The organism is Streptomyces sp. CA-288835 (genome assembly GCF_050936385.1).
GTDB lineage: Bacteria > Actinomycetota > Actinomycetes > Streptomycetales > Streptomycetaceae > Streptomyces.
Window position 1 is genome coordinate 4,444,673 of the sequence record NZ_JBNJMW010000001.1, and the last position, 24,538, is coordinate 4,469,210.

23 protein-coding genes are annotated in these 24,538 nt (G+C 70.9%); 14 read left to right on the top strand and 9 right to left on the bottom strand.

Annotated elements, in window-relative coordinates; genetic code table 11:
* Positions 1–298: 298 nt before the first annotated feature.
* Positions 299–1,912 (bottom strand): FadD3 family acyl-CoA ligase, encoded by a 1,614-nt coding sequence (locus ACQEVY_RS19830; RefSeq protein ID WP_432950323.1) that lies wholly within the window; start codon positions 1,910–1,912, stop codon positions 299–301.
* A 106-nt stretch (positions 1,913–2,018) separates the two neighbouring features.
* On the opposite strand from ACQEVY_RS19830, the gene ACQEVY_RS19835 reads away from it, so the two are divergent.
* The 3 genes from ACQEVY_RS19835 to ACQEVY_RS19845 are packed head-to-tail and all read left to right on the top strand — an operon-like array spanning position 2,019 to position 4,435.
* Positions 2,019–3,167, top strand: coding sequence for a lipid-transfer protein (locus tag ACQEVY_RS19835; RefSeq protein WP_432950325.1), 1,149 nt, complete (start codon positions 2,019–2,021; stop codon positions 3,165–3,167).
* Between the two features lie 54 nt (positions 3,168–3,221).
* A complete protein-coding gene (locus ACQEVY_RS19840; RefSeq protein ID WP_432950327.1) occupies positions 3,222–3,668 on the top strand; it encodes a Zn-ribbon domain-containing OB-fold protein in 447 nt (148 codons plus the stop codon).
* On the top strand, positions 3,665–4,435 hold the full coding sequence (locus tag ACQEVY_RS19845) for an enoyl-CoA hydratase/isomerase family protein (protein ID WP_432950329.1): 771 nt from the start codon (positions 3,665–3,667) through the stop codon (positions 4,433–4,435). The genes ACQEVY_RS19840 and ACQEVY_RS19845 overlap by 4 nt, the downstream gene beginning before the upstream one ends.
* A gap of 305 nt (positions 4,436–4,740) precedes the next feature.
* Here ACQEVY_RS19845 and ACQEVY_RS19850 read toward each other — a convergent pair whose 3' ends face one another.
* Complete coding sequence (locus ACQEVY_RS19850) at positions 4,741–7,140, bottom strand: PQQ-binding-like beta-propeller repeat protein (RefSeq protein ID WP_432950331.1); 2,400 nt, start codon at positions 7,138–7,140, stop codon at positions 4,741–4,743.
* A 221-nt stretch (positions 7,141–7,361) separates the two neighbouring features.
* Positions 7,362–8,105 carry a VOC family protein gene (locus tag ACQEVY_RS19855; protein WP_432950333.1) on the bottom strand — a complete coding sequence of 248 codons (744 nt, stop codon included), beginning with the start codon at positions 8,103–8,105 and terminating at the stop codon, positions 7,362–7,364.
* A 100-nt stretch (positions 8,106–8,205) separates the two neighbouring features.
* Between ACQEVY_RS19855 and ACQEVY_RS19860 the strand changes: the two genes are divergently transcribed.
* Positions 8,206–8,853: a TetR family transcriptional regulator gene (locus ACQEVY_RS19860; RefSeq protein ID WP_432950335.1), complete on the top strand. Its 648-nt coding sequence runs from the start codon at positions 8,206–8,208 to the stop codon at positions 8,851–8,853.
* 166 nt (positions 8,854–9,019) lie between these two features.
* Here the strand turns inward: ACQEVY_RS19860 and ACQEVY_RS19865 are convergent, their stop codons facing one another.
* Both ACQEVY_RS19865 and ACQEVY_RS19870 read right to left on the bottom strand, forming a co-directional pair.
* A complete protein-coding gene (locus tag ACQEVY_RS19865) occupies positions 9,020–9,523 on the bottom strand; it encodes a nitroreductase family deazaflavin-dependent oxidoreductase (RefSeq protein ID WP_432950337.1) in 504 nt (167 codons plus the stop codon).
* A 38-nt stretch (positions 9,524–9,561) separates the two neighbouring features.
* Positions 9,562–10,803 carry an acyl-CoA dehydrogenase family protein gene (locus tag ACQEVY_RS19870; RefSeq protein ID WP_432950339.1) on the bottom strand — a complete coding sequence of 414 codons (1,242 nt, stop codon included), beginning with the start codon at positions 10,801–10,803 and terminating at the stop codon, positions 9,562–9,564.
* 205 nt (positions 10,804–11,008) lie between these two features.
* Here ACQEVY_RS19870 and ACQEVY_RS19875 point away from each other — a divergent pair, with 205 nt between their 5' ends.
* The 5 genes from ACQEVY_RS19875 (at position 11,009) to ACQEVY_RS19895 (ending at position 15,768) form a co-directional block, all read left to right on the top strand.
* On the top strand, positions 11,009–12,151 hold the full coding sequence (locus tag ACQEVY_RS19875) for a thiolase C-terminal domain-containing protein (protein ID WP_432955303.1): 1,143 nt from the start codon (positions 11,009–11,011) through the stop codon (positions 12,149–12,151).
* Positions 12,152–12,298: 147 nt separating this feature from the next.
* Positions 12,299–12,505, top strand: a complete 207-nt coding sequence (locus tag ACQEVY_RS19880) for a hypothetical protein (RefSeq protein ID WP_432950341.1) — start codon at positions 12,299–12,301, stop codon at positions 12,503–12,505.
* 250 nt (positions 12,506–12,755) lie between these two features.
* Positions 12,756–14,564: a sensor histidine kinase gene (locus ACQEVY_RS19885; RefSeq protein WP_432950343.1), complete on the top strand. Its 1,809-nt coding sequence runs from the start codon at positions 12,756–12,758 to the stop codon at positions 14,562–14,564.
* Complete coding sequence (locus ACQEVY_RS19890; RefSeq protein WP_432955304.1) at positions 14,561–15,199, top strand: response regulator transcription factor; 639 nt, start codon at positions 14,561–14,563, stop codon at positions 15,197–15,199. Before ACQEVY_RS19885 ends, ACQEVY_RS19890 begins: the two co-directional genes overlap by 4 nt.
* A 143-nt stretch (positions 15,200–15,342) precedes the next feature.
* A complete protein-coding gene (locus tag ACQEVY_RS19895; RefSeq protein WP_432950345.1) occupies positions 15,343–15,768 on the top strand; it encodes a pyridoxamine 5'-phosphate oxidase family protein in 426 nt (141 codons plus the stop codon).
* A 62-nt stretch (positions 15,769–15,830) separates the two neighbouring features.
* On the opposite strand, the gene ACQEVY_RS19900 is transcribed toward ACQEVY_RS19895, so the two are convergent.
* A complete protein-coding gene (locus ACQEVY_RS19900; protein WP_432950349.1) occupies positions 15,831–16,700 on the bottom strand; it encodes a GNAT family N-acetyltransferase in 870 nt (289 codons plus the stop codon).
* A 157-nt stretch (positions 16,701–16,857) separates the two neighbouring features.
* Here ACQEVY_RS19900 and ACQEVY_RS19905 point away from each other — a divergent pair, with 157 nt between their 5' ends.
* Positions 16,858–17,514: a pyridoxine/pyridoxamine 5'-phosphate oxidase gene (locus ACQEVY_RS19905; protein WP_432950351.1), complete on the top strand. Its 657-nt coding sequence runs from the start codon at positions 16,858–16,860 to the stop codon at positions 17,512–17,514.
* Positions 17,515–17,536: 22 nt separating this feature from the next.
* On the opposite strand, the gene ACQEVY_RS19910 is transcribed toward ACQEVY_RS19905, so the two are convergent.
* From ACQEVY_RS19910 to ACQEVY_RS19920, 3 genes are read right to left on the bottom strand one after another with little or no spacing between them, the layout of a single operon-like run.
* Positions 17,537–18,142, bottom strand: a complete 606-nt coding sequence (locus ACQEVY_RS19910; RefSeq protein ID WP_432950353.1) for a GNAT family N-acetyltransferase — start codon at positions 18,140–18,142, stop codon at positions 17,537–17,539.
* A gap of 31 nt (positions 18,143–18,173) precedes the next feature.
* Positions 18,174–18,593 (bottom strand): Zn-ribbon domain-containing OB-fold protein, encoded by a 420-nt coding sequence (locus ACQEVY_RS19915; protein WP_432950355.1) that lies wholly within the window; start codon positions 18,591–18,593, stop codon positions 18,174–18,176.
* Positions 18,593–19,042, bottom strand: a complete 450-nt coding sequence (locus tag ACQEVY_RS19920) for a DoxX family protein (RefSeq protein WP_432950357.1) — start codon at positions 19,040–19,042, stop codon at positions 18,593–18,595. The genes ACQEVY_RS19915 and ACQEVY_RS19920 overlap by 1 nt, the downstream gene beginning before the upstream one ends.
* A gap of 157 nt (positions 19,043–19,199) precedes the next feature.
* Here ACQEVY_RS19920 and ACQEVY_RS19925 point away from each other — a divergent pair, with 157 nt between their 5' ends.
* From ACQEVY_RS19925 to ACQEVY_RS19940, 4 genes are all read left to right on the top strand, one after another.
* Positions 19,200–19,604 carry a signal peptidase I gene (locus ACQEVY_RS19925; RefSeq protein ID WP_432955305.1) on the top strand — a complete coding sequence of 135 codons (405 nt, stop codon included), beginning with the start codon at positions 19,200–19,202 and terminating at the stop codon, positions 19,602–19,604.
* A gap of 67 nt (positions 19,605–19,671) precedes the next feature.
* Positions 19,672–20,868 (top strand): flavin-containing monooxygenase, encoded by a 1,197-nt coding sequence (locus ACQEVY_RS19930; protein WP_432950359.1) that lies wholly within the window; start codon positions 19,672–19,674, stop codon positions 20,866–20,868.
* A 254-nt stretch (positions 20,869–21,122) separates the two neighbouring features.
* Positions 21,123–23,348 carry an acetate--CoA ligase family protein gene (locus tag ACQEVY_RS19935; protein ID WP_432950361.1) on the top strand — a complete coding sequence of 742 codons (2,226 nt, stop codon included), beginning with the start codon at positions 21,123–21,125 and terminating at the stop codon, positions 23,346–23,348.
* A 241-nt stretch (positions 23,349–23,589) separates the two neighbouring features.
* Positions 23,590–24,474: an enoyl-CoA hydratase/isomerase family protein gene (locus tag ACQEVY_RS19940; protein WP_432950363.1), complete on the top strand. Its 885-nt coding sequence runs from the start codon at positions 23,590–23,592 to the stop codon at positions 24,472–24,474.
* Positions 24,475–24,538: the final 64 nt, after the last annotated feature.

Here is a 24,538-nt window from a genome sequence, read left to right on the forward strand (position 1 = left end):
GGCCCGGCGTGCTGGCGAGGCGCGAGCGCGCCCACGCCCTCCGGGTGACCAGGTTCCCCACCGCACCCTCAGCCGACCTGGGACACCCTTCCTCGGGCCGCCCGCTCGCTTCTCACCCGTGCTGGAACGGCCCGAGTCAAGGGTCGGCCGGAGGCCGATCGGCGTAGCCGACGCGTAGCGCAGCGGAGCGCCCTTTACTCGGGACGTGGAAGCACGACACTGACCAAGAAGCGGGCGGCCCCCACGGCACCTTCATCAACTGACGTAGGCCCTCACCCGGCGGAGGGTCGGGCCCGCTTCAACGCCCCCGCAACTCCCCCTTAACCACCTTCCCGCTCGCATTCCGAGGCAGCTCCCCCAAGAACTCCACCACCCGCGGCACCTTGTAGTTCGCCATCTCGCGTCGTGCCCACGCGATCAGGTCGTCCGAGGTCAAGGTCGACCCGGGGCGGCGTACGACATAGGCCTTGCCCACCTCGCCGAGCCGGCCGTCCGGGATGCCGATCACCGCGACGTCGGCCACATCCGGGTGGAGGCCGAGGAGTTGCTCGATCTCCGCCGGGTACGCGTTGAAGCCGCCGACGATGAACATGTCCTTGATCCGGTCGGTGATGCGGAGGTTGCCCTCGGAATCCAGGACGCCGACATCCCCCGTACGCACCCAGCCATCCGGCGTCAGCACAGCGGCCGTCGACTGCGGGTCCTCGAAGTAGCCCTGCATGACGTTGAAGCCGCGGACCAGGACCTCTCCCGGGGTGTCGGGCGGCAGGGCCGCTCCCGTCGGGTCCACCACCTTCACCTCCGTGTCCGGGATCGCCCGCCCCGACGTGGACGCGATCACCGCCGGTTCGTCCCCGCGGCGGCACATCGTGACGATGCCGCTCGCTTCGGAGAGTCCGTACGCGGTCAGGACCGTTCCGACACCGAGTTCCGTACGGAGACGTTCGACGAGCTGGAGGGGGACGACGGCCGCGCCCGTCACCACCAGGCGCAGGGCCGAGAGGTCGTACGAGTCCCGGGACGGGTGGTCCAGGAGGGACTGGTGGAGGGTCGGCGGGCCGGGGAGCACCGAGATGCGTTCCGAGGCGATGTTCGCCAGCGCCGTGTCGATGTTGAACACCGGCTGCGGGACCATCGTCGCGCCCCGCATCAGGCAGGCGATGACACCGGCCTTGTAGCCGAAGGTGTGGAAGAAGGGGTTCACGATCAGGTAGCGGTCGCCGGTGCGGAGGCCTGCCAGGTCGCTCCACACCTCGTACGCCCGCAGGGTCTGGGCATGCGTGATCACGGCGCCCTTGGGACGGCCGGTCGTACCCGAGGTGAAGATGATGTCGGAGGGTGAGTCGGGCGTCAGGGCCTCTGAGCGCGCCCGTACCTCCGCCTCCCCCACCCCGTCTCCGCTCGCCAGGAAGTCCTTCCACGTACGGAAGTCGGCGGGCGCGTCGTCCGACAGCACCACCACCTGCTCCAGGTGCGGCAGTCCGGGGAGCGGCCCGGCACCGGGCCCTTCCGACGTCGGCCCCTCCGAAGCCGCCCGCCGCAGCGACGCCACATACGACGTCCCCAGGAACGTCCCCGTCACGAACAACAACCTGGCCCGGCTGCGCTCCAGCACATACGCCGCCTCGGCCCCCTTGAAGCGCGTGTTCAGCGGTACGAGCACCGCCCCGGCCGACACCGCGCCCAGGGCCGAGACGATCCAGTCCAGCGAGTTCGGGGCCCAGATGGCCACGCGGTCGCCGGTCCGGACACCGTTCGCGACGCAGGCCGCGGCGGCTCGCTCCACGCGGGCGCCCAGTTCGGCGTACGAGATGCGCGTACGGCCCTCCACGACCGCCTCGGCGTCCCCGTACCGGTCGGCCGCCGCACGGACCAGCCCCGGGATGCTGCCCCACTCCAGGTCCCCGCGCATCGCAAGCCTCCCCATACCAACAGGCGCACCACTAGCTGACTACCCGTCAGATTAGCTGTAGCCTGACGCACTGTCAGCAGTGCGGACTCCAGGGAGGTACGTACCCATGGCCGGGCTCAAGGACGCGACCGCCATCGTCGGGATCGGTCAGACCCCCTTCGCCAAGCAACTCCCGGAGTCCGAGAAGACCTTGGCCTGCCGGGCCGTACTCGCCGCGCTCGACGACGCCGGGATCCCGCCGAGCGAGGTCGACGCGCTCGCCTCGTACACGATGGAGGAGACCGACGAGGTCGAGCTGGCGAAGGCGATCGGCGCCGGGGATCTCACCTTCTTCAGCAAAGTGGGCTACGGCGGGGGTGGTTCGTGCGCCACCGTCGCCCATCTCGCGGCCGCGATCGCCACCGGGCAAGCCTCCGTCGGGGTCGCCTGGCGGTCGCGGAAGCGGGGTTCCGGGCCGAGGCCCTGGAAGAACACCGCCGTCCAACTCCCCACCCCCGCCCAGTGGACCCGCCCCTTCGGCCTCCTCCGCCCGGCCGACGAGATCGCCATGCTCGCGCGCCGCTATATGCACGAGTACGGCGCGACCCGCGACCACCTCTTCAACGTCGCCCTCGCCTGCCGCAACCGCGCCAACCAGAACCCCGCCGCGATGATGTACGAGCGCCCGCTGACCCGCGAGATGTACATGACCTCCCGCTGGATCAGCGAACCCCTCTGCCTCTTCGACAACTGCCTCGAGACGGACGGGGCGTTGGCCTGCGTGATCGTGTCGAAGGAACGGGCCCGCGACTGCCGGCACACCCCCGTGTACGTCCACTCCGCCGCCCAGGGCCTGCCCGCCCAGCACCACGGCATGGTCAACTACTGGAACGACGACCCGCTGACCGGCCCGGCGTGGACCGCGGCCCGACACCTGTGGAAGCAAGCGGACTTCGGGCCGCATGACGTGGACGTCGCCCAGATCTACGACGCTTTCACGGCACTCATCCCGCTCTCCCTGGAGGGCTACGGCTTCTGCGATCGCGGCGAAGGCGGGGCGTTCACGGAAGGGGGCGCTCTAGAGATGGGAGGGCGGCTGCCGATCAACACCAGCGGCGGAGGACTCTCCGAGGCGTACGTCCATGGCTTCAACCTCATCAACGAGGGCGTGAAGCAGTTGCGCGGGACGAGCACCGCCCAGGTCCCGGGCGCTTCGACCTGCCTGGTCACGGCGGGCGAGGGCGTACCGACATCCGCGATCCTCCTAAGGAACTGACGAGTTGAGGACCATGAGGAGTATGTGGGCTATGAGGAGTATGAGGAGTTGACGATGCCAGTGCCGGGAGAATCCCCGTCCCTCCTGTCCCCCGTCCTCGACGACGACGGCGCCCCCTTCTGGGAGTACGCCGCCCGAGGCGAACTCCGCGTCCAGGCCTGCGCCGACTGCGGCGAACTCCGGTTCCCGCCGCGGCCCTGCTGCCCGCACTGCCAGTCCTTCGCGAGCGAGTGGCGGCTGATGAGCGGGAAGGGGCGTATCTGGTCGTACGTCGTCCCGCATCCGCCACTGCTTCCGGCGTACGCGGAGCTGGCGCCGTACAACGTGATCGTCGTCGAGCTCGCCGAGGCGCCGCACATCCGGCTCGTCGGAAACCTGGTCAGCTGCGCCAGCGCCGCCCTCAACTCCCTTCCGCCGGAACGGATTCGGATCGGCGCGAAGGTGCAGGTGGTGTTCGAGGGGACGGCCCACCTCCCCCAGTGGACCCTGGAGCGCCCGTGACCATACGCCTCACCACGGACAAGGACACCGGCGTCGCCGTCGTCACCCTCGACCGCCCCGAGCGGCTGAACGCGATCGATGTCGCCATGGCCGACGAACTCACCCAGGTGTGGCGCGAGTTGCGGTTCGACGACTCCGTACGGGCCATCGTGCTGACGGGGGCCGGTGAGCGGGCGTTCTGTACCGGTCTCGACCGGGACGCCCTCGTGCCGCAGCCGAATTCGCCGTACATGCAGGACGATCCGCTGCTGCGGATCGGACCGAAGACGAACGACCTGTGGAAGCCGGTCGTCACCGCCGTGGAGGGGATGGCCTGTGGCGGGGCCTTCTACCTGCTCGGCGAGAGCGACTTCCTCATCGCCGGTGCCGACGCCACCTTCTTCGACCCGCACACCACGTACGGCATGGTCAGCGCGTACGAGTCGGTGCTGATGGCACAGCGGATGCCGTACGGAGAAGTCGCGCGGATGATGCTGATGGGGACGGCGGAGCGGATCTCGGCGCGGCGGGCGTACGAGGTCGGGCTGGTGTCCGAACTCACCGAGGCGGGCGGGGCGTTGGACGCCGCGGTCACCTGCGCCGGTGTCATCGCCGGGTATCCGGCGGAGGGCGTGCAGGGCACTGTCCGCGCACTGTGGGCAGCGAAGGAGGCCGGCCTGGCGCAGGGGTTCGCGCAGGCCCCGCATCTCATCTCGCTCGGCAACTTGCCGGGCGATCGGCAGGCCGGGCTTTTTGCGGGGCGGCGGCGGGAGTTCAGGGTGCGGTGAGGGGGCGTGGGGGTTGTCTTCGCCCCCGCCGCCCCTACCCGTCCCATACCAAGGGGCTCCGCCCCTGGACCCCGCTGGGGCTGCGCCCCAGACCCCGCTATCGGCCTGGCGGCCTCGTCCTCAAACGCCGGACGGGCTGAAAAATCAGCCCCTCCGGCGTTTGAGGAGCGGGGGTTCGGGGGCTGGCCCCCGAACGGGGTCCGGGGCGGAGCCCCGAGCGGGGGCCAGGGGCGCAGCCCATGGCCGGGGTCCGGGGCTGGCCCCGGTATGGGACGGGTAGGGGCGGCGGGGCGAAACAAACCCCGTCACGACGTCCGCGCCGTCCCCGTCCCCTTCTCCGCGTCCAACGCGTACACGCACCGATCCTTGCTGCACGCGTACACCACCCCGTCCTTGACGACCGGCGCACCCGTGATCTCCCCGCCCGTGGCGAGCTTCCAGCGCAGGCGGCCGTCGTCGGCCTTCAGGGTGTACAGCAGGTGGTCCGTGGAGCCGAAGTGGATGCGGCCGTCGGCCACCGCGGGGGAACCGACGAGGTCGCCACCGGCCTGGAAGCGCCACTGGGGCGTGCCGGTGACGGCGTTCAGGGTGTAGAGGCCCTTGCCGCTGCCCACGTGGACGTGCCCGGCCTCGACGAGCACGGGATCGATCGAGGCCCGGGACTCGGTGGCGATACGCCAGCGGTCACGGCCATCCGTGGCGTCGAGCGCGTACACCGTACCGAGGTAGTCGGCGAGGTAGACCCCACCGCCCGTGACGGCGGGGCCCGGCGCGAAGGTGGGCGGGCTCAGGAAGACGGCGGGCGCCTCGAAGTGCCAGCGGACGTGCCCGCCGGCGACATCGATGGCGAGAACGCGGGTGCCGGCAGACACGTACACGTACCCGTCGTCGCCATGGGTGAGGCGGAGAGGAACGCCGCCACAGGAGGCCGCGTCGCCGATCGGATAGGACCAGCGCTCGTCGCCCGTACGCGCGTCGAGGGCGCGCAGCCGGGCGTCCTTCCACACGTACACCGTTCCGTCGTGGATGACGGGCCCGGCCTCGGGAGACTCGAAGTCGGCCTGGGCGCCGGTGAGTTCCCAGAGCTTCTGGCCGCTGGAAGCCTCCCAGGCCTGTACGCCGCCGCCGCGGGTGCCGGTGACGACGGTGCCGCGGTCGGCCTTGAGGGAGTACACCCAGGCGTCTGTCGGCAGCCGCCACAGGTCGCCGCCCTCGCGGGCGTCCAGGGCGAAGAGGGTGGGCCCGTCGGAGGCGTGGATCCGGCCGTCCGAGACGGTCATCGACCAGGCGACGTCCCGCGTCTTGAAGCGGCGGCGGCCGGTCCCCACGTCCAGGGCGTGCACTTCGAAGGAGGTGACGTAGACGAGATCGCCGGCGACGGCGGGCGTACCCCACACGTCGTTCGACATACGGAAGCGCCACGGTCGCCAGGACGAGCCGGAGTCGGGCTCGGGGGCCGACGTGGGCGCGGGTACGGCGGGATCGGCGCCGTTGACGCCGGGGCGCGGCCGGGCCCAGGAGGCGGCGAGTCCCGCGTCCGGAGGAGGCGCCTTCACGGCAGCGGCGCGGGCGTCGGAGACCCGCGGGCCCGGCCCGATGGGCACGGGGGCCCCTGCGAGACGTACGGGCCCGTTGTCGGGAGCGCCACCGTGCCGGCCCGCACCCGCGCCGACGGGCACGGGCGGGTCATGCGCCGGCGGAGGCGGCACCGCAGGCACCGCGGGCGCCGCGGGCCCGGCGGCGGCCCCTGCATCGGGCGCACCCCGTCCGCCACTGCGGCCGCCGCCGGACGACGACGGCTTCGCCGGACGCCCCCCGCGCCGCGTCTCGATCAGGCTCACCGCCCGCTCGGGCAGCCACGCGGACGCCGTACCGCTGTCGTCGGAGCCGGAGCCGAACAGATGCGGGGCGAGCTGGGCCTGGAGGTCGGCGGGGTTGGGGCGGGCCGTGGCCTCCATCTGCATACAGGACTCGATCAGCGGGCGCAGTTCCTCGGGAAGGCCTTCGAGGTCCGGGCCTTCCCGCAGGAGCATGAAGACGGTCTCGACGGGGTTCGCGCCGTGGAAGGGCGCATGGCCGGTGGCGGCGAACACGAGCATCGAGCCGAGCGAGAACACATCGCTCGCGCCGGTCACGCTGCGTGAGTCCTTGGCCTGCTCGGGCGACATGTATGCCGGGGTACCGACGGCGACGTTGGTCATCGTCAGCCGGGTGTTGGAGACACCGGACGCGATACCGAAGTCGATCACGCGAGGTCCGTCCTCGACCACGAGCACATTGGACGGCTTGAGGTCGCGGTGGACGAGCCCGGCGCCATGGATGGACTGCAGCGCCTCCGCGACGCCCGCCGCCAGCCAGCGCACCGCCTGGGCCGGGAGCGGCCCGCACTCGGTCACTATCTCCTCGAGGGAGGGCGCGGGCACGAACGCGGTGGCCAGCCACGGCACGGCCGCACGCGGGTCGGCGTCGACCACGGCCGCCGTGTAGAAGCCGGACACGGCACGCGCCGCCTCGACCTCGCGCGCGAAGCGGACCCGGAACAGCTGGTCCTCGGCGAGTTCCGTACGGACCGTCTTGATCGCCACCCGCCGGCCCGAAGCCGAGCGCGCCAGATAGACCAGCCCCATGCCGCCGGCACCCAGCCGTCCCAGAACCTCGAACGGCCCGATCCGTCGCGGATCGTGCTGCGTCAGCTGATCCACCACTTGCCTGCCACCTCCCCGTACGCGGCTGTGTTTCCAGCCACTGCGCAGCGTCTCACCACCGAACCGCTCCGGCGGCACGCACTCCGATTCTTCCTGGCCCGGCCACCGGTTGCGAACCCGGGGCCGGACGTGGATGTCTCAGGGCGTTCCGGGACAATTACGTCACGTCTCACTCGCCGCTCAGTACCTTTCTGTACTTTTTCAGCGCTTCTCGTCTGTCTTCAGCGCTGGAGCACCGCGAAAGACGCTCCTTGATTGTCGGTGACGACCGCCACACTGCCGTACGACGCTTCGAAGGGAAGCACCTGGATTCGGCCGCCCAGTCGGCTCACCGTACCCATTGCCTCATCACAGTCCGCCACCCCGAAGTGGACAAGAAAGTGCGGTGGCATCTCGGCCGGGAAGACATCGGCGATCGCCACGCGGCCGAAGTCGGGCGCGGCATCGGGCCCCAGGAGGCTGTCGTGAAAGAGCTCGCCGTAGAAGTCGTCGGCGACCTTGGTGTCCCGGGCGTACAGCTCGACCCAGGCGAAGCTTCGCGGCTCGTGCCGCCGCTCGAAACCGGCGTGCTCGCCGCCCTCCCACAGCCCGAACACCGCACCCTCCGGATCCGCAGCCAGCGCCACCGTTCCATACGTGTCCACCGGCACCGGATCCGTGATCACCTGACCGCCCGCTTCCCGGATCCGCCCGGCCAGGCCGAAGGCGTCCGGAGTCGCGAAGTACACCGTCCACACGGTGGGCATCCGCCCGTCCCGCTTGGGCGTGAGCGCCGCGACCGCCCGCCCCTCGCTGTAGGCCCAGGTGGAGGCCCCGTACCCCGCCTCGAAGGTCCACCCGAAGAGCTCGCCGTAGAAGCGCTTGCCCGCCTCCACATCGGGGAGCTGGGCGTCGACCCAGCAGGGGACACCCTCCCCGAAACCGGCGCCACCGGCGCCCGTGGCAGAAGACTGGGATTCGGCCATACTGCCAAGCTAAGCGCCTCCCCCACATCTCGCAGGGCAGCCGCACCCCATTTGCAGTCGGCCGAATCGCGCCCCGATCACCCCTCGGTAAGCTGACGGCATGACAGGACAAGTGCGTACCGTCGACGGCCGAGTGGCCGGACGGCGTGGGCAGGCGACTCGGCAGAAGCTGCTCGACTGCCTCAGCGAAATGCTCAGCTCGTCGCCCTACCGGGACGTCAAAGTCATTGACGTCGCGCGGAAGGCGGGCACGTCACCGGCGACTTTCTACCAGTACTTCCCGGACGTCGAGGGCGCCGTCCTGGAGATCGCCGAGCAAATGGCCGCGGAGGGTGCGGCGTTGACCGAACTCCTCGAGGGGCGATCGTGGGTCGGCAAGGCCGGCTGGCAGACCTCTCAGGACCTCGTCGACGGCTTCCTCGACTTCTGGCGCAAAAACGATGCCATCCTGCGCGTCGTCGACCTGGGAGCAGCGGAGGGGGACAAACGGTTCTACAAGATCCGTATGAAGATCCTGAACTCCGTGAACAATTCCCTTACGAACACGGTCAAGGAGCTTCAGGCCAAGGGCAAGATCGACAAGGACGTGAGCCCGGCGGCGATGGCCGGCTCACTCGTCGCGATGCTCGCCGCGGTCGCCTCGCACCAGAAGGGCTTCCAGTCCTGGGGCGTGAAGCAGGCCGAACTCAAGCCGAATCTGGCCCTGTTGGTGCATATGGGCGTGACCGGTAGGAAACCGACGAGATAGTTCACCCTCAGTCATTGTTAGTACGGTTTGGTACCCCCCACACTCCCCCACGCTTCGTAGGCCCAAATCCTGTCAGCCAGACGGCAGTTCACTTCGGAGTCCGCTCCGGTGAGCTGCCGTTTGTCGCGTTACGGGTCCCTCGCGTTGTCGCGCTACGGGCCCGGCGTTAGGGACCCTCTCCACGTCGTACGAGCCTGAAGATCCGTATCTCTCGAGCGACCCGTGCCTGATACGTCGCGTACGGCGGCCAGAAGTCCAGCAGCGCCTTCCATACCGTGTCCCGGTCCTCGCCCTGCAGGAGCTGGGCGGTGACAGGGATGTCCCGGCCCTTCCAGTTGATCTCCGCGTCAGGGTGGGCGAGGAGGTTGGCGGTCCAGGCCGGGTGGTCCGTACGGCCGAAGTTGGATCCGATGAGAATCCAGGTTCCGCCTTCTTCCGGCATGCAGGCGAGCGGCGTACGCCGGGGGAGCCCGCTCCTCGCCCCGCGCGCCGTGAGGATGACGCCGGGCAGCAGTTGGGCGCTGAGCAGGACTTTTCCGCGAGTGAGCCGGTGTACGGCGCGGTCCATCGCGGGGATGAGACGCGGGGCGACGCGGGCGAAGGTCCGGGTCGAGGACACGCGCTGTACGGCCTTCCGTACCGCTTCGGGTACGCGCCGGGCGTTCGGCACCTGGTGTGCTCCCTGTGATCCGTGTGCTCCGTGGGGCATCAGACCGCCACCTCGCCGCCGTCGAAGAGGTGCGCTTCCTCTGCAGCGTAGGCCCGCAGCCGGTGCACCGGCCCGAAGAGCAGCTCGTCGCCGGCCGCCCGCTTGAAGTACAGATGCGCCTCGTGTTCCCAGGTGAACCCGATCCCGCCGTGTAGCTGGACGCCCTCGGAGGCGGTGGCGCGCAAGGCCTCCAGGGCCTGGGCGAGCGCAAGCCCGCCTACGCGCTCGCCGCTCGAGGTGGTCGCATCGGTGGTCGCGGGGCTCGTGGCAGTCGCAGCCGCCGCAGCTGTCGCCCAGGCCGCGTAGTAGGCGGCCGAGCGGGCCGCCTGGACCTGCACATACAGGTCGGCCAGCCGATGCTTGACCGCCTGGAACGACCCGAGCGCCCGCCCGAACTGCTCCCGCTGCTTGACGTACTCGACGGTCCGCTCCAGTACGCGATCGGCGGCACCGACCGCTTCGGCGGCAAGGGCAGCGGCCGCGGTGTCCCCGACGGCGGAGAGCGCGCCGACGACATCGGCGGACTCGTCCTCGCCGACCAACTCCGCCTGCACATCCCGGAGTTGGATACGCGCCTGCGGACGCGTCTGATCGAGCGACGTCTGCCGTACGCGTACGAGCCCGTCGGCCCCCTCCCGTACGAGGAACAGCAGCGTGCGGGAGCGGGAGAACCCACCGGTGTGCGCGGCCACGACCAGCAGCCCCGCGCTGTGCCCGTCCAGCACCTGATCGACCTGCCCGTAGAGCCGCCAGTCACCGCCCTCCGAGCGCTTGGCCTGCACGCCTCCCGCCCGCCCGCCGCCCGCCCAGTCGCCGTGGTTGCCGCCGGTCAGACCGAGGGCGGTGGCGAGACACGTACCGGGTACGGCGAGGGCGGCGGCCAGCTCGCCGGAAGCGATGCGCGGCAGTAGTTTGCTTCGCTGCTCCTCGGTACCGAGGGCGAGGAGCAGTGGCCCGCTCAGTACGGCGGTGGACAGGAGAGGCGAGGGGGCCAGAACGCGGCCCAACTCCTCATTCGCCAGGGCGAGTTCGGTGGTCGAGCAGCCGACCCCGCCGTACGTCTCGGGGAGCGCGAGCCCCGGCAGGCCGAGCTGTCCGGCGAGGGCTTCCCAGAGGGCCGGGTCATGACCGTCGGCGGTTTCCACGGCGGCCCTGACCTCCTCCGGGCCGCAGCGTTTGAGGAGCAGTTCGCGCAGGGTGCGGCGGATCTCGTCCTGTTCGGCGGTGAAGCGGGCGTCCATGGGCCCCTCCTCCTGGAAATCTGACGGCGCGTCATGGTAGAGCGGGGGCCGCGAGATGCACAGGGGTGTGCGCAAGCTGCGACGCTCTCCCGGAGTCAGCGATATCTGATGTACCGTCAGATTCATGAGTCAGTCTCGGTCTCAGCCCCAGCCTCGGTCTCGATCTCGGGCTCAGCGGAAGGCGAGTAAGGCCCGGAAGGTGGCGGTGGTCGGCGTCTCCCTCTCCGACTGCGGCCGGGTGGACGAGGCAACCCCGTACGCCCTGCACGCGCAGGCGGCCCGCCGAGCCCTGGCGGACTCGGGCCTGGGCCGCGAGGTCGTCGACGGTTTCGCCTCTGCGGGCCTCGGTACGCTCGCACCCGTCGAGGTGGCGGAGTATCTGGGCCTGCGGCCGACGTGGGTCGACTCGACGTCGGTGGGCGGCTCGACGTGGGAGGTCATGGCGGCCCACGCGGCGGACGCGATCGCCGCCGGGCACGCGAACGCGGTCCTGCTCGTGTACGGGTCCACGGCCCGCGCGGACATCAAGGCGGGCCGCCGTACCGGGAACCTGTCGTTCGGCGCACGCGGCCCGCTGCAGTTCGAGGTCCCGTACGGGCACACCCTGATCGCCAAGTACGCCATGGCCGCCCGCCGCCACATGATCGAATACGGCACCACGATCGAGCAGCTGGCCTCCGTCGCCGTCCAGGCGCGCGCCAACGCGACGCTCAACCCGGAAGCCATGTTCCGCGAGCCGATCACGATCGACGACGTCCTCTCGGGCCCGATGATCGCGGACCCCTTCACCAAACTCCACTGCTGCCTACGCTCCGACGGCGGCGCGGCGGTCCTTCTGGCAGCGGAGGAGTACGTACGAGACTGCCGCACACCCCCGATCTGGATCCTCGGCACCGGCGAACACGTCTCCCACACGACCATGTCCGAGTGGCAGGACTTCACGGTGTCCCCGGCGGCGGAGAGCGGCCGGCTCGCCTTCGACCGGGCGGGCGTACGACCGGACGAGATCGACTTCGCCGAGATCTACGACGCCTTCACCTACATGACGCTCGTAACCCTGGAGGACCTGGGTTTCTGCGAGAAGGGCGAGGGCGGCGCGTTCGTCGAGAAGGGCCGGTTGCTGGTGGGCGGGGACCTGCCGGTGAACACGGACGGAGGCGGCCTGTCGGCCCAACACCCGGGCATGCGGGGGCTGTTCCTGCTCGTGGAGGCGGTGCGGCAGTTGCGGGGGGAGGCGGCTGCGCGTCAAGTGCGCCGGAGGGACGGGGAATTGCCCCAGTTGGCCGTCGCGTCCGGTACGGGTGGGTGGTTCTGCTCTTCGGGGACGGTGGTGTTGGGGCGGGAGTGAGGAACGGGGCAGGCTCCTCGTTCGGGTGAACCGGGCGTGACCCACCCTCCGAAGGCCGGAGACTGGAGCGGCTGGTACGACACCAGCATCCCGATCGCCGAGAAGCTCTCTGGCCCACATCGGTGAGCCGGCAACGAAGGAGTACGGATGAGCACCGTCCGCTGGGAGGAAGTCAAGCGCCGGGTCCACGAACAGCAGAGGGCTGCGGGGATCCCGGTCCGGTCGCCCGAGGAGAAGCGGGCCGACATGGACCGGCTTCTCGCCGAGGTGCGGGCGTACAAGACCGCAGGTCGACCCACTCGCCTGCCGTTCATGTGCACACTGCAGGGAACCGAAGGATTCGGACTCCTTTGAAAACGCAGCGACTTGGGACAATTGCCGCCGCGGGGAGGCGGCGCCCGGGAGATCCACCGAACCCCCCTCCCGCTCGGTGGAGTCCCGGTGCGCCGCGACGACCACAACGTACGTACCTGTGGCCCGGGGCACATCGGGGCTGGCCCTGAGTCACAAACAAGCCAGCGGTGCATGGTGGCCGGCCCCGCGCGCCCGGCCGGTTCCGTGCTGCGGCGCACCGTGCCGACCGGCGGCGCTTTATCGTCATGCCGTGGAAGGGACCGGGGGGAGAACCAACTTCCGCTCGCCGCTGCTGCTTTGGGCCGTGGTCGCGCTCGCGGCCGGGGTCTGCGGGGCCTGGGCCTACGGCCGCGCGGGGGCGTCCCGGGCGGATCTCGTACGCGATGTGGCGGTGGGCTGGTCGTACGCGGCTGCCGGGCTGATCGCCTGGTGGCGGCGGCCCGCCAATCGCACCGGGCGGCTGATGCTGGCCGAAGGGATCACCTGGTTCATCGGAAACCTGCAAGGCACCGGCGTACCGCTGCTGTTCACCCTCGGCGCCTGGGGCGAGGCGCTGAACCTGGCCGTGCTGGCGCATCTGCTGCTCGCGTTTCCCGACGGGCGGCTCGCCACGGCCCTGGACCGGGGCGTGGTGGCGGTCGGTTACGGCCTGGTGGCCGTCGGCGGACTGCTGCGGGTGACCCTGTACGACCCGGCGGTCAGCTCCGAGGCCAGCTATCTGTCCTGCGGTGACTGCGGCCCGGACGCGAACGCCCTGCTCCTGTGGTCAGAGCCGGGGCTGTTCGACGCGGTCGACCTGGTCTACCGCTGGGCGGGGGCGCTGCTCACCGTCGTATGCCTGGTGGCGCTCGTACGGCGCTGGCGGCTCGCCTGCCCGGCACGGCGGCGTGTGCTGATGCCGGCCTGGGTGGCGATCGCCGTCGCCGTGGCCTTCGTGGGGTGGGAGGTCCTCTACGTCCTGGCCCCGGGCGCCCTCGATGCCGCGAACGCGCTGCTGACCTGGCCGTCGGACGCGAGCCAGATCGCCGTACCGTTCGCCTTCCTGGCCGGCCTGCTGCGTATGCGGCTGCACCGGGCCTCGGTGGGCAACCTGGTCATCGAGGTCGGCGCGGATCCGACACCGCGGCAGGTGCAGGACGTACTGGTGCGGGTGCTCGGAGATCCTTCCCTGCGGCTCGGCCTGCGGGCCGAGGAGGGCACTACGGAGGGCACGGGCGCCTACGTCGACCCCGACGGGCGGTCCCTCCCGCTCCCCCGGCCCGGCAGTGGGCTGAGTGCCACGGCCGTGGAGGACCCGGCCGGCTCCGGGAGACCCATGGCGGTGCTGGTGCATGACGTCGCGCTCGACGAGGACAAGGAGTTGATGTCGGCCGTGTGCGGGGCGGTCCGGCTGTGTCTGCGGGCCGGCCGGCTGCGGGCGGAGGTCGCCACGCGCGCTCGGGAGGCGGCCGACTTCGGTTCGCGGCTGTTGCGGGCCGTGGACGAGGAACGGCGGCGGCTGGAACGGGATCTGCACGACGGCGCCCAGACGAGGCTGGTCTTCGCCCTGATGACGCTGCGCCGCCTGGACGCCGGGCTGTCCCGGGGCCCCGACCCCGCGCTGCGGCTCACGGTCGCCGAGGCCGAACGGTCCCTGCGCCAGGCGCTGGACGAGCTGCGAGACCTCGCCCACGGCATCCACCCGGCCGTGCTCACCCGGGATGGTCTCGCGCCGGCCGTCACCGCCCTCGCGGAACAGGCGGAGGTCCCGGTCGTCGTCATGGTCGAGCCCGGACGTTTCGCGCCGCTGACGGAGACCACCGCGTACTTCGTCGTCTCCGAGGCGCTGGCGAACGCGGCGAAGCACGCCAAGGCCGAGGCGGTCAGCATCTCCGGGCGGCGCGAGGGCGACCGGCTGGTGATCGAGGTGGCCGACGACGGCGTCGGCGGAGCCGACCCGGCACTCGGCACCGGGCTGCGCGGCCTCACCGACCGGGTCACCGCCTCCGGCGGCACACTGCACGTGGACAGCCCAACCGGGGGCGGGACACGAGTACGAGTGGAGCTGCCGTGCGACTGATCGTGGCCGAGGACTCCGTACTGCTGCGCGAGGGCCTCGTACGGCTGCTGCGGGACGCGGGACTCACCGTCGTCGGCCAGGCAGGCTGCGCGGACACGCTCCTCCGCCTGGTCGCCGAGCTGCGCCCCGACGTGGCGCTGGTCGACATCCGCATGCCCCCGACCCACACGGACGAGGGCATACGGGCAGCCGCGCGGATACGGGACCGATTCCCGGAGACCGGGGTCCTGTTGCTCTCTCAGTACGTCGAGACCGGCACCGCGGTCCAGGAGCTCTCCCGCGCGCCGGGCGGCTTCGGCTACCTCCTCAAGGACCGCATCGCCGACCCTTCGGAACTCACCGAGGGAATCAAGCGCGTGGCGGCCGGCGAACCCTTCATCGACCCGGAGATCGTCCGCCGCCTCCTGGGCCGCCGACGCGTGGACGGCGCCCTCGAAACGCTCACCCGGCGCGAGGGCGAGGTGCTGGCACTGATGGCGGAGGGCCGCTCCAACGAGTCCATCAGCCGCTGCCTGCGCATCGGCGGCAAAACCGTCGAGACGCATGTGCGCAGCATCTTCATGAAGCTGGGCATGGAGCCGGATCTGGAACATCACCGGCGGGTACTGGCCGTACTCGCCTATCTGCAGGCGTGAGCCGGCCGTCGCGGTACGCAGCGGCAGGCGTGAGCCGGCCGTCGCGGCACGCAGCCGGCTCGGAATACCGGGCAGTACGGGGCACGCTGAATTTGAGGAGAACCTCCGTACTGTCCGCATCCTGAAGGGTGGAGGAGACCGAGATGGCGCTGAGTCGCGAAGAGCGTGAGCAGTTCCTGGCTGAGCCGCACATCGCCGCGTTCGCGGTGGATGCCGGGGAGGGGCGGGGTCCGGTCACCGTGCCGGTCTGGTACCAGTACGCGTCCGACGGCACCGTATGGATCCTGACCGGGCTCGATTCCCGCAAGAACCGGCTGATCGGCGCGGCGGGCCGGTTCTCCCTGCTGGTCGACCGACTCGAACCCACCATCCGGTACGTATCGGTCGAGGGCCCGGTCATCGACACGATCCCCGCCACCATCGAGCACCTCCGGGAACTCGCCACCCGCTACCTCCCGCCCGAGAAGGTCGACGGCTACGTCGACTTCGCCTGGAAGGAACACGGCGAGCAGGTGGTCGTCCGTATGCGCCCCGAGCACTGCCTGTCGTCAGACCTCGGGCAGGTCTGAGGCGCGTCCCGTACGGGACGTTACGTACGGGGCGTCACGTACGGGGCGTCACGTACGGGGCGTTACGTACGGAACGTGTGGACGGCGAAGTCCCGTACCGGCCGATAGCCGATCCGCTGATACAGCGCGTTGCTGGTCGGATTGGCGAGGTCGGTGAAGAGCAGCACCTCGTCGGCGCCCGCAGCCTGCGCAGCGCGGCTGACTGCGGCGGTGACGGCAGCGGCGTAACCGTGCCCCCGCAGGGCGGGCGGGGTGTAGACGGGCGCGATACGGATCTGCCCGGCGACCTTCGGCAGGGCGCCCGCCATCGAGACGGGTGTGCTGTCTGGGGTCTCCCAGAAGGTGATGCCGCCGTGGGCGATCCGGCCCTCGGCCCAGCGGCCCGGGTCGCGCATGGGCCGCCCGCCCGTCGCCGTGGAGAACTCGGCGTGCCACTGCGCGACCAGCGCGTGGTCGTCCCCGGTGGCGAGCCTCGCCCTGCCGGGCGGGGCCGGGTCGGGTGGTGTGAGCGTGCCGAGCCGGTAAAGCCGCTGGTTCGTCGTGAGCTGCGCGGTGGCTCCGGTACGGCGTTCCCAGGCGGTCGCGAAGGCGGCGGCCGTGTCTGCGGGGCCGTTGACACCGGGGAGTGCGTGACCGGCCTCCGAGAGGCGCGCGGCGAGGGCGTCGGCGGCTTCGGGGGCGGTGGCGGTGAGATTCAGTTCGTACGGGGGTGTCCGCAGGGCGGTGGCCCACACGGCACCGTCCCGGTCCGTGAGCCACGCGAAGTGCGGCGGCTTCGGCCCGTATGCAGCCGATCCCTGCCTGGCCAGCGCGTCGGTGACTGTCAACTGCACGGTGTGCAGGGCGGGTTCCGAGCGCAGGAAGCCCCCGGCGCAGTCGAGGAAGACCTCGAGGTCACGGGTGAGGTGCCAGTCGGGCGCAACGGAAGCCATACGCAATGGTCCCGTGGACCGCCCCCGCCACGCTCGCGATTTACGCCGGGCCCGAGTCGCCGCTCGTCTGGTGGGGCCCTGGTATGCGGCGTGGTTTACGGCTCGGGTTTCGGCCGCCCGCGACCGGCGGGATGCCCTGTCGGGCGATACTCGCCGTATGGAAACGGATCTTCACGAGCTGCTGCGTTCCCTGCGCGTGTGGGACACCGAGTTGCCCGGCTTCGACCCGGCCGAGGCGCCCGAGGAGCCGTTGCCCCTCTTCGCGCGCTGGCTCGCGGAGGCGGTGGCGGCCGGTCAGACCGAGCCGCACACCATGTCGCTCGCGACATCGGACGAGGACGGCCTGCCCGACGTCCGCACGGTGATGCTGCACGGCGCCGACGCAAACGGCTGGTCCTTCGCCACCCACGCCACCAGCCGCAAGGGCCGCCACCTGGCCACCCGCCCCTACGCGGCCCTCGGCTTCTACTGGCCGACACAGGGCCGCCAGGTACGTGTACGCGGCCCGGTGGCACTCGCCTCGCCGCAGGAATCCCAGGCAGACCTGCACGCCCGCTCGACCGGGGCCCTGGCCGCGGCTCTGGTCGGCCACCAGAGCGAAGTACTGGATTCCGTCGGGGAGTTGACGCGCGCGTCGAAATCCGCCTGGGAGCAGGCGCAACGGGAGCCCGACGCCCAGGCCCCCTCCTGGACCCTGTACCACGTCCAGCCGAACGAGGTGGAGTTCTTCCAGGGGGACGCCCAGCGACGTCACGTACGCCTCGACTATCGCCGTACGGACGGGGGTTGGGTCAGGCAGCTGCTGTGGCCGTGAGGACGGAGGGGTGACTCGCAGCTCATCGCGGAGCGGCCGGCTCCGGATCCGTGGCGAGCCGTGCGTGCAGGTGGACGTCCCGGAACGCGTCGCGTCGGCCCGCCTCGAACATCGCGTCGCGCAGGGTGCCCTCGAGGAGAAAGCCGCAGCGTTTCGCGATGTGGCAGGACGCGTCGTGGCCGAGGGCGTGGCCCAACTCCAGGCGGTGGAGGCCGAGTTCGGTGAGCGCCCAGCGGGAGACGAGCGTCAGCGCACGCGTCGCGACCCGGTGACCACGGGCCTCTGGAAGGACCCAGTAGCCGACGCGGGCGCAGCTTGTGGCGGTGTTGATCGTGTGGACGCCGATATCGCCGAGCGTCGCGCCGGTGGTCTCGTCCGTGATGCGGAAGGAGGCGGCGCTGCCGTCGGCCGCGTTCTCGGCCCGCGAGCGGAGCGCCTCCCGGGCGCCGTCGATGTCGGTGACCGTCTTGAGCGGCGTGTTCCAGCGCTGGAACTCCGGGTCGGTCCTGCCCCGCAGCCACGCCTCTATATCACGGTCGGACTCCGGGTCCCAGGCACACAACCGCAGTCCGTGGCCGTGCAGTTCGGGGAACGGATGGTCGAGGAACCGCGCTCGGACATGGGCCATCGCTCCATTGAAACCCGTACGTCTTCACGCCTCACATCCGGGGCCGGAACACCGGCACCACGACATCCGCCGCGCCTTCTCCCGCCCCCCGGAACGTCACCTCCAACCCCATCCCGGCCCGCAGCACGCCCTCCTCGCAGTCCACCACCTCGGTCATCATCCGCGGTCCCTCGGCGAGATCGACGACGGCAGCCACGTACGGCGTACGACTCCCGAAGGGCGGGAGATCGTTACGGTGGACGACGGACCAGGTGTAAAGCGTGGCGCGCCCACTCGCCCGCTCCCAGGCAACGTCCTCGCTCCAGCAGTGCGGGCAGAACTCGCGCGGGTAGTGATGGGCCCGCCCGCACGCCCCGCACCGCCGCAGGAGCAACTGCCCGCGGCCGGCCGCCTCCCAGTACGCCCGCGTGAAGGCATCCACCTCCGGCACATCGAATCGTGCCGCCGCCATCAGAAGAGCCCCAGCGCGCTGTCCAGCGACCACGTCTGCCAGGACATCCCGAACAGGGCCACCAGGGAAATCAGCGCCATCATCGAGTTCTGCCCCTGCTCGGCCCAGTCGTGGATCATGAGGACGAGGTAGAGGAGGTTGAGGAGCAGGCCGCCGACCAGGGCGATCGGGGTCAGGAATCCGGCGATCAGGCCCAGCCCCAGGGCGAGTTCCGCATACACGACGACGTACGCCATGGCCCTCGGCCGCGGCGCGACGACGACATCGAAGCCGCTGCGCACGGCGGTCCAGCGGTGCTTCGCCGCGACATCCGCCGCCCAGGCGATCCCCGTTCCCCGCTCGAACCACGCCTTCTTGTCCTTGTGCCGCCAGCTCTCCAGCCACCACAGCCCGAGCCCGATACGCAGCACGGCGCCCCATTCCGCACCGGTGAGCCAGATCGTGTCCATGGATTTCCCTGCGGTCGAAGGAATCTGACGATACGTCAGTTCAGCGGATGCGCGGCGGTCACGCAAGACCGGGCGGAGGTGAGACTCTTCCCGTGGCCGGCCGCGACAGAGGCCCAGTCGGCCGGTGTTAGCGTTCGACCGCATGGACGACGGCGCGATGGACGACGGCGTGTACGTGGGCAACGCGGGCAAGGATGCGGCGCTGGACCGCGGATGGCTGCTCGGGCACTTCAAGGACGCGGGCGACCCCCGTCAGAGCGACGCGGTCGAGATCAAGTGGGGCGTGCATCCCAGCGGTGACAAGCGAGCACAGTGGGTGCGGGGCGAGGAACGCACGGCCCTGCTGGTTCTCATCAGCGGCCGCTTCCGGGTCGAACTCCCCGGCCGCAGCGTTCTGCTGGAACGCCAGGGCGACTACGTCGTGTGGGGCCACGGAGTGGACCACTCCTGGGTCGCGGAGGAGGAGTCGGTGGTACTGACCGTGCGGTGGCCGTCCGTACCCGGGTACGCGGTGCCGCAGGAGGAGCGCCACGAATCCCACCCACTCTCCCCACAGCCGTGATCGATTCGCAATCGATTCCGGGCTTGACCGATACCCATCAAGTGACGTGGTGAATACGCTCTGGCGCATGGCCGACTCTTCCGACGCGACGCGTCCTGAAACGCACCACGCGGTGCCGTCCCACGAAGACCGACCCGTGTACGTCATCGGCGGCGGCCCGGGCGGACTCTCCGCCGCGTACGCCCTGCGCGCCCAGGGCGTACGAGCCGTGGCACTGGAGCGATCCGAGCATGTCGGGGCGTCCTGGCGGCGGCATTACGACCGGCTGCATCTGCACACGACCCGGAGGTTGTCGTCCCTGCCGGGCCTGGCGATGCCGCGCTCGTTCGGGCGCTGGGTCTCGCGGGACAACGTGGTGCGCTATCTGGAGAAGTACGCGGAGCACCACGAGCTCGAGGTCGTAACCGGCGTGGAGGTTTCCCGCGTGGAGCCCGCCGCGGACGGCACCGGCTGGCTGTTGCGCGCCACCGGCGGGCGCGAGCTGACCGGCAGCGCGGTCGTGATCGCCACCGGCTACAACCACACGCCCCACGTACCCGACTGGCCGGGCCGCGACGCGTACAGCGGCGAGCTCCTGCACGCGGGCCAGTACCGCAACGCCGCCCCCTACGCCGGCCGGGACGTCCTCGTCGTCGGCATCGGCAACACGGGCGCCGAGATCGCCGTCGACCTCGTCGAGGGCGGCGCCTCGCGCGTACGACTCTCGGTGCGGACCGCGCCGCACATCCTGCGCCGGTCCACGGCCGGGTGGCCCGCCCAGCGCACCGGGATTCTCGTACGGCGGCTGCCGGTCTCCTTGGTGGACCGGCTGGCCGGTCCGGTGGGGAAGATCAGCGTGCCGGACCTGTCGGCCCACGGCCTCCCGCGGCCCGACACCGGGCTCTACTCCCGCGTGAACGAGGGCTCGATCCCGGTGCAGGACGTCGGCCTGATCGACGCCGTACGCAAGGGGCAGGTCGAGATCGTGTCCGCCGTCGACGGCTTCGAGGACGGCAAGGTCGTCCTCGCGAACGGCGACCGGATCGGCCCGGACGTCGTCATCGCCGCAACCGGCTACCGCCGCGCCCTGGAGGACCTCGTCGGCCACCTCGACGTCCTGGACGACCGCGGCCGCCCGGTCGTCCACGGCCCCCACACCCCGAAAAACGCCCCCGGCCTCTACTTCACCGGCTTCACCAACCCCATCAGCGGCATGCTCCGCGAACTCGCCCTGGACGCCCAGAAGATCGCGAAGGCGATCGCGAGGGCGGACAGGCGGAGGTAATGGACACGGAGGCGCACACGGCATCCGGGGTCGCCCGGCGCATCCGGTAACCGCGGCAGCCTGACGCACCCGGTGTTCGGGGACGCCTGACGCATCCGGATGCCGTCCGCCCATGTTCCCGTGACGACCGTCGCGGGTACCAAACACGTGTCCGCCACAACTTCTTTGCGTGCAGCCCGGTTCCTGACGAGGCGTCAGTTCAGTAATCTGACACTGCGTCAGTTATTGGCAGCCACACAGGAGCGGGCGGACCGATGCTTGGATCAACCCACGGCACCCTCACCACCGACTCCCGCCGGGCCCGGGTCATCGCCTGCGGCGAGCAACCGGCACCTGCCGTACACGGCAGGCCTGCCGCCACCGACGACCTCGACGTCAGCGGCCGGCCGCTGTACGCCGGCGTACCCGACCTCGACCGCTTCTTCCGCCCCGAGTCCGTGGCCGTCATCGGCGCCTCGGACGCCGAGGGCCGGCCGAACACCGGCATCACCAGGCAGCTGCTCTCCTGGGCCCAGCGGGTCGGTGCCCGGCTGCACCCGGTGCACCCCACCCGTCAGTCCGTCTTCGGCATATCCTGCGTCCCTTCTGTCGCGGACCTGCCCGAACAGGTCGATCTGGCCGTGCTGTTGGTCTCCGATCCCCTTCCCGTGGTCGAGCAACTCGCCGAGGCCAAGGTGAAGTTCGCGGTCGCCTTCGCCTCCGGATTCGCCGAGACCGGAGCGGAGGGCGCCGCCGCGCAGGCCCGCCTCGCCGCCGCCGTGGAGCGCTCCGGGCTGCGGCTGCTCGGGCCGAACACCAACCTCAACGCCTTCGAGAAGTTCCGCGACGACCTGGACGGACCGGCGATCGCACTGATCACCCAGTCCGGGCACCAGGGGCGTCCCGTCTTCACGATGCAGGAGCTGGGCGTACGGCTCTCGCACTGGGCGCCCACCGGCAACGAGGCCGACCTGGAGACGGCCGACTTCATCTCCTACTTCGCCGAGCAGCCGGAGGTCGGCGCCATCGCCTGCTATGTCGAAGGGCTGAAGGACGGCCGCGCCTTCATGCTCGCCGCCGACCGGGCCGCCCGGCGCGGTGTCCCCGTGGTCGCGGTCAAGGTCGGCCGCACCGAGACCGGCGCCCGCACGGCCGCCTCACACACCGGCAAGCTGACCGGCGCCGACGCGGTGGTGGACGCGGCGATGCGGCAGTACGGCGTGATCCGCGTCGACGGGCTCGACGAACTCCAGGACACCGCAGCCCTGTTGGCCCGCGCCCGCCCCGTGAGCGCCGACGGCGTCGTCGTGTATTCGATCTCGGGCGGCACGGGCGCGCACTTCTCGGACCTGGCGACCGAGGCAGGGCTGCCTCTGCCGCGGCTGTCGGACGCCAAGCAGGCCGAGCTGCACCAGTGGATACCGGAGTACCTCGATGTCGCCAACCCGGTCGACAACGGCGGGCACCCCGTGGGCGACTGGCGTGGCCGCAAGATCATCGACGCGATTCTGGACGACCCGGCGGTGGGCGTGCTGATCTGCCCGATCACCGGGCCCTTCCCGCCGATGAGCGATCAGCTGGCGCAGGACCTGGTGGACGCGGCGGAGCAGACGGACAAGCTGGTGTGCGTGGTGTGGGGATCGCCGGTCGGCACCGAGTCCGCGTACCGCGAGATCCTGCTGGGCTCCTCGCGCGTCGCCACGTTCCGCACCTTCGCGAACTGCATCACGGCCGTCCGCGCCCACCTCGACCACGCCCGCTTCACCGCGTCGTACCGCTCCCCCTTCGACGAGGCGCCGCGCACGCACTCGCCCTCCTACCGCAAGGCGCAGGCACTGATGCGGCCGGGACAGCAGCTGAGCGAGCATGCGGCGAAGCAGCTTCTGCGGGCGTACGGAATCCGCGTACCGCGCGAGCAGTTGGTGACCAGCGCGGCGGCGGCCGTGCGGGCGGCCGGGCTGGTCGGCTACCCCGTCGTGATGAAGGCCTCCGGCGCGCAGCTCGCCCACAAGACCGAACTCGGCCTGGTGAAGGTCGGGTTGACCTCCGCCAGTCAGGTCCGCGACGCCTACCGGGAGCTGACCGACATCGCCCGCTACGAGGGCGTCTCGCTCGACGGGGTCCTGGTGTGTCAGATGGTCGATCCCGGAGTCGAGATGGTCGTGGGCGTCACGCAGGACGAGCTCTTCGGGCCGACCGTGACGGTCGGGCTCGGCGGCGTCCTCGTGGAGGTGCTGCGGGACACGGCCGTGCGCGTGCCGCCGTTCGGCGAGGAGCAGGCGCGGGCCATGCTCGACGAGCTGCGCGGGCGGGCGCTGCTCGACGGGGTCCGCGGGCGCCCCCCGTCCGACCTCGACGCGCTGGTCGAGGTCGTCCTCCGGGTACAGCGCATGGCGCTCGAACTCGACGGCGAGCTGGCGGAGCTCGACATCAACCCGTTGATGGTGCTGCCCAGGGGCCAAGGGGCCGTAGCGCTGGACGCGATGGCGGTGTGCCGCTGAGGCGAGCGGTCGTCGCCACCGCCACTCCCACCTCCACCGCCCTGCAGCAGCGCGCACGGCTCCCGCGATACCGCGTGCGGCTCCGACGGTCCCGCGTAGGGCGCCGGCGGTCCCGCCAAGGGCGCCGACGATCCCGCGTACGGCCCCGACGGTTTCGCGTACAGCGCCGACGGTCCCGCGTACAGCACCGCACCTTTCGCGCACGGCGCCCTTCACCCCCCGTACGAAACGGAGCACCCCCATGTCCGACTCCCCCCGTGAACCCCGCGAATCCCCTGACTCATCCCACTCATCCCGGAGCGCCGGTCCCGACCAGCGCTCCGGCCCCGAAATTTCCCTCGAGTCATTGGTACGGCACGCCACTGACAATCAGGTCGCGTGGATCACCCTCAACCGCCCCGAGGCGATGAACGCCATCACCTCTGACCAGCGAGAACGCCTGATCCAAATTTTTTCCGAGGCCTCCGCCGACCCGGCCGTACGGGCCGTCGTCCTCACCGCGACGGGCCGCGGTTTCTGTGCGGGCGCCGACCTGCGCGGCGGGCCGGTCGCCGCGGAACGGGTCGCCGGCGATGTGGCCCGGGTCATCCGTCTCGGCGCCCAGCGCCTCATCGCCACGGTTCTCGACTGCGAGAAGCCGGTGATCGCCGCGGTGAACGGCACCGCGGCGGGAATCGGCGCGCATCTCGCATTCGCCTGCGACCTGGTGATCGCAGCCGAACCTGCCCGGTTCGTGGAGGTGTTCGTACGGCGCGGTCTGGTGCCCGACGGGGGCGGCGCCTACCTCCTCCCGCGGCTGGTCGGACCGCAGCGGGCCAAGGAGCTGATGTTCTTCGGCGACGCGCTGAGTGCCACGGACGCGGAACGCCTCGGGCTCGTCAATCGCGTCGTACCGGCCGAGGAGTTGGAGAAGACGGCCCGCGAGTGGGCCGAGCGCCTCGCCGCCGGGCCGACCCGGGCCCTAGCGCTCACGAAGCAGCTCGTCAACGCCTCCCTGGACTCCGACCGTGCCACCGCGTTCGCCGCCGAGGCCGCCGCGCAGGAGATCAATATGACGACGGCGGACGCGAAGGAAGGGGTGGCGGGGTTCGTGGAGCGGCGCGGGGCCGAGTTCAGCGGGCGCTGAGGGGATTTGGAGGGTCTTGGAGGGGTTTCTGGATGGCCTGGAGGCTTCCTATCTGACGGTGCGT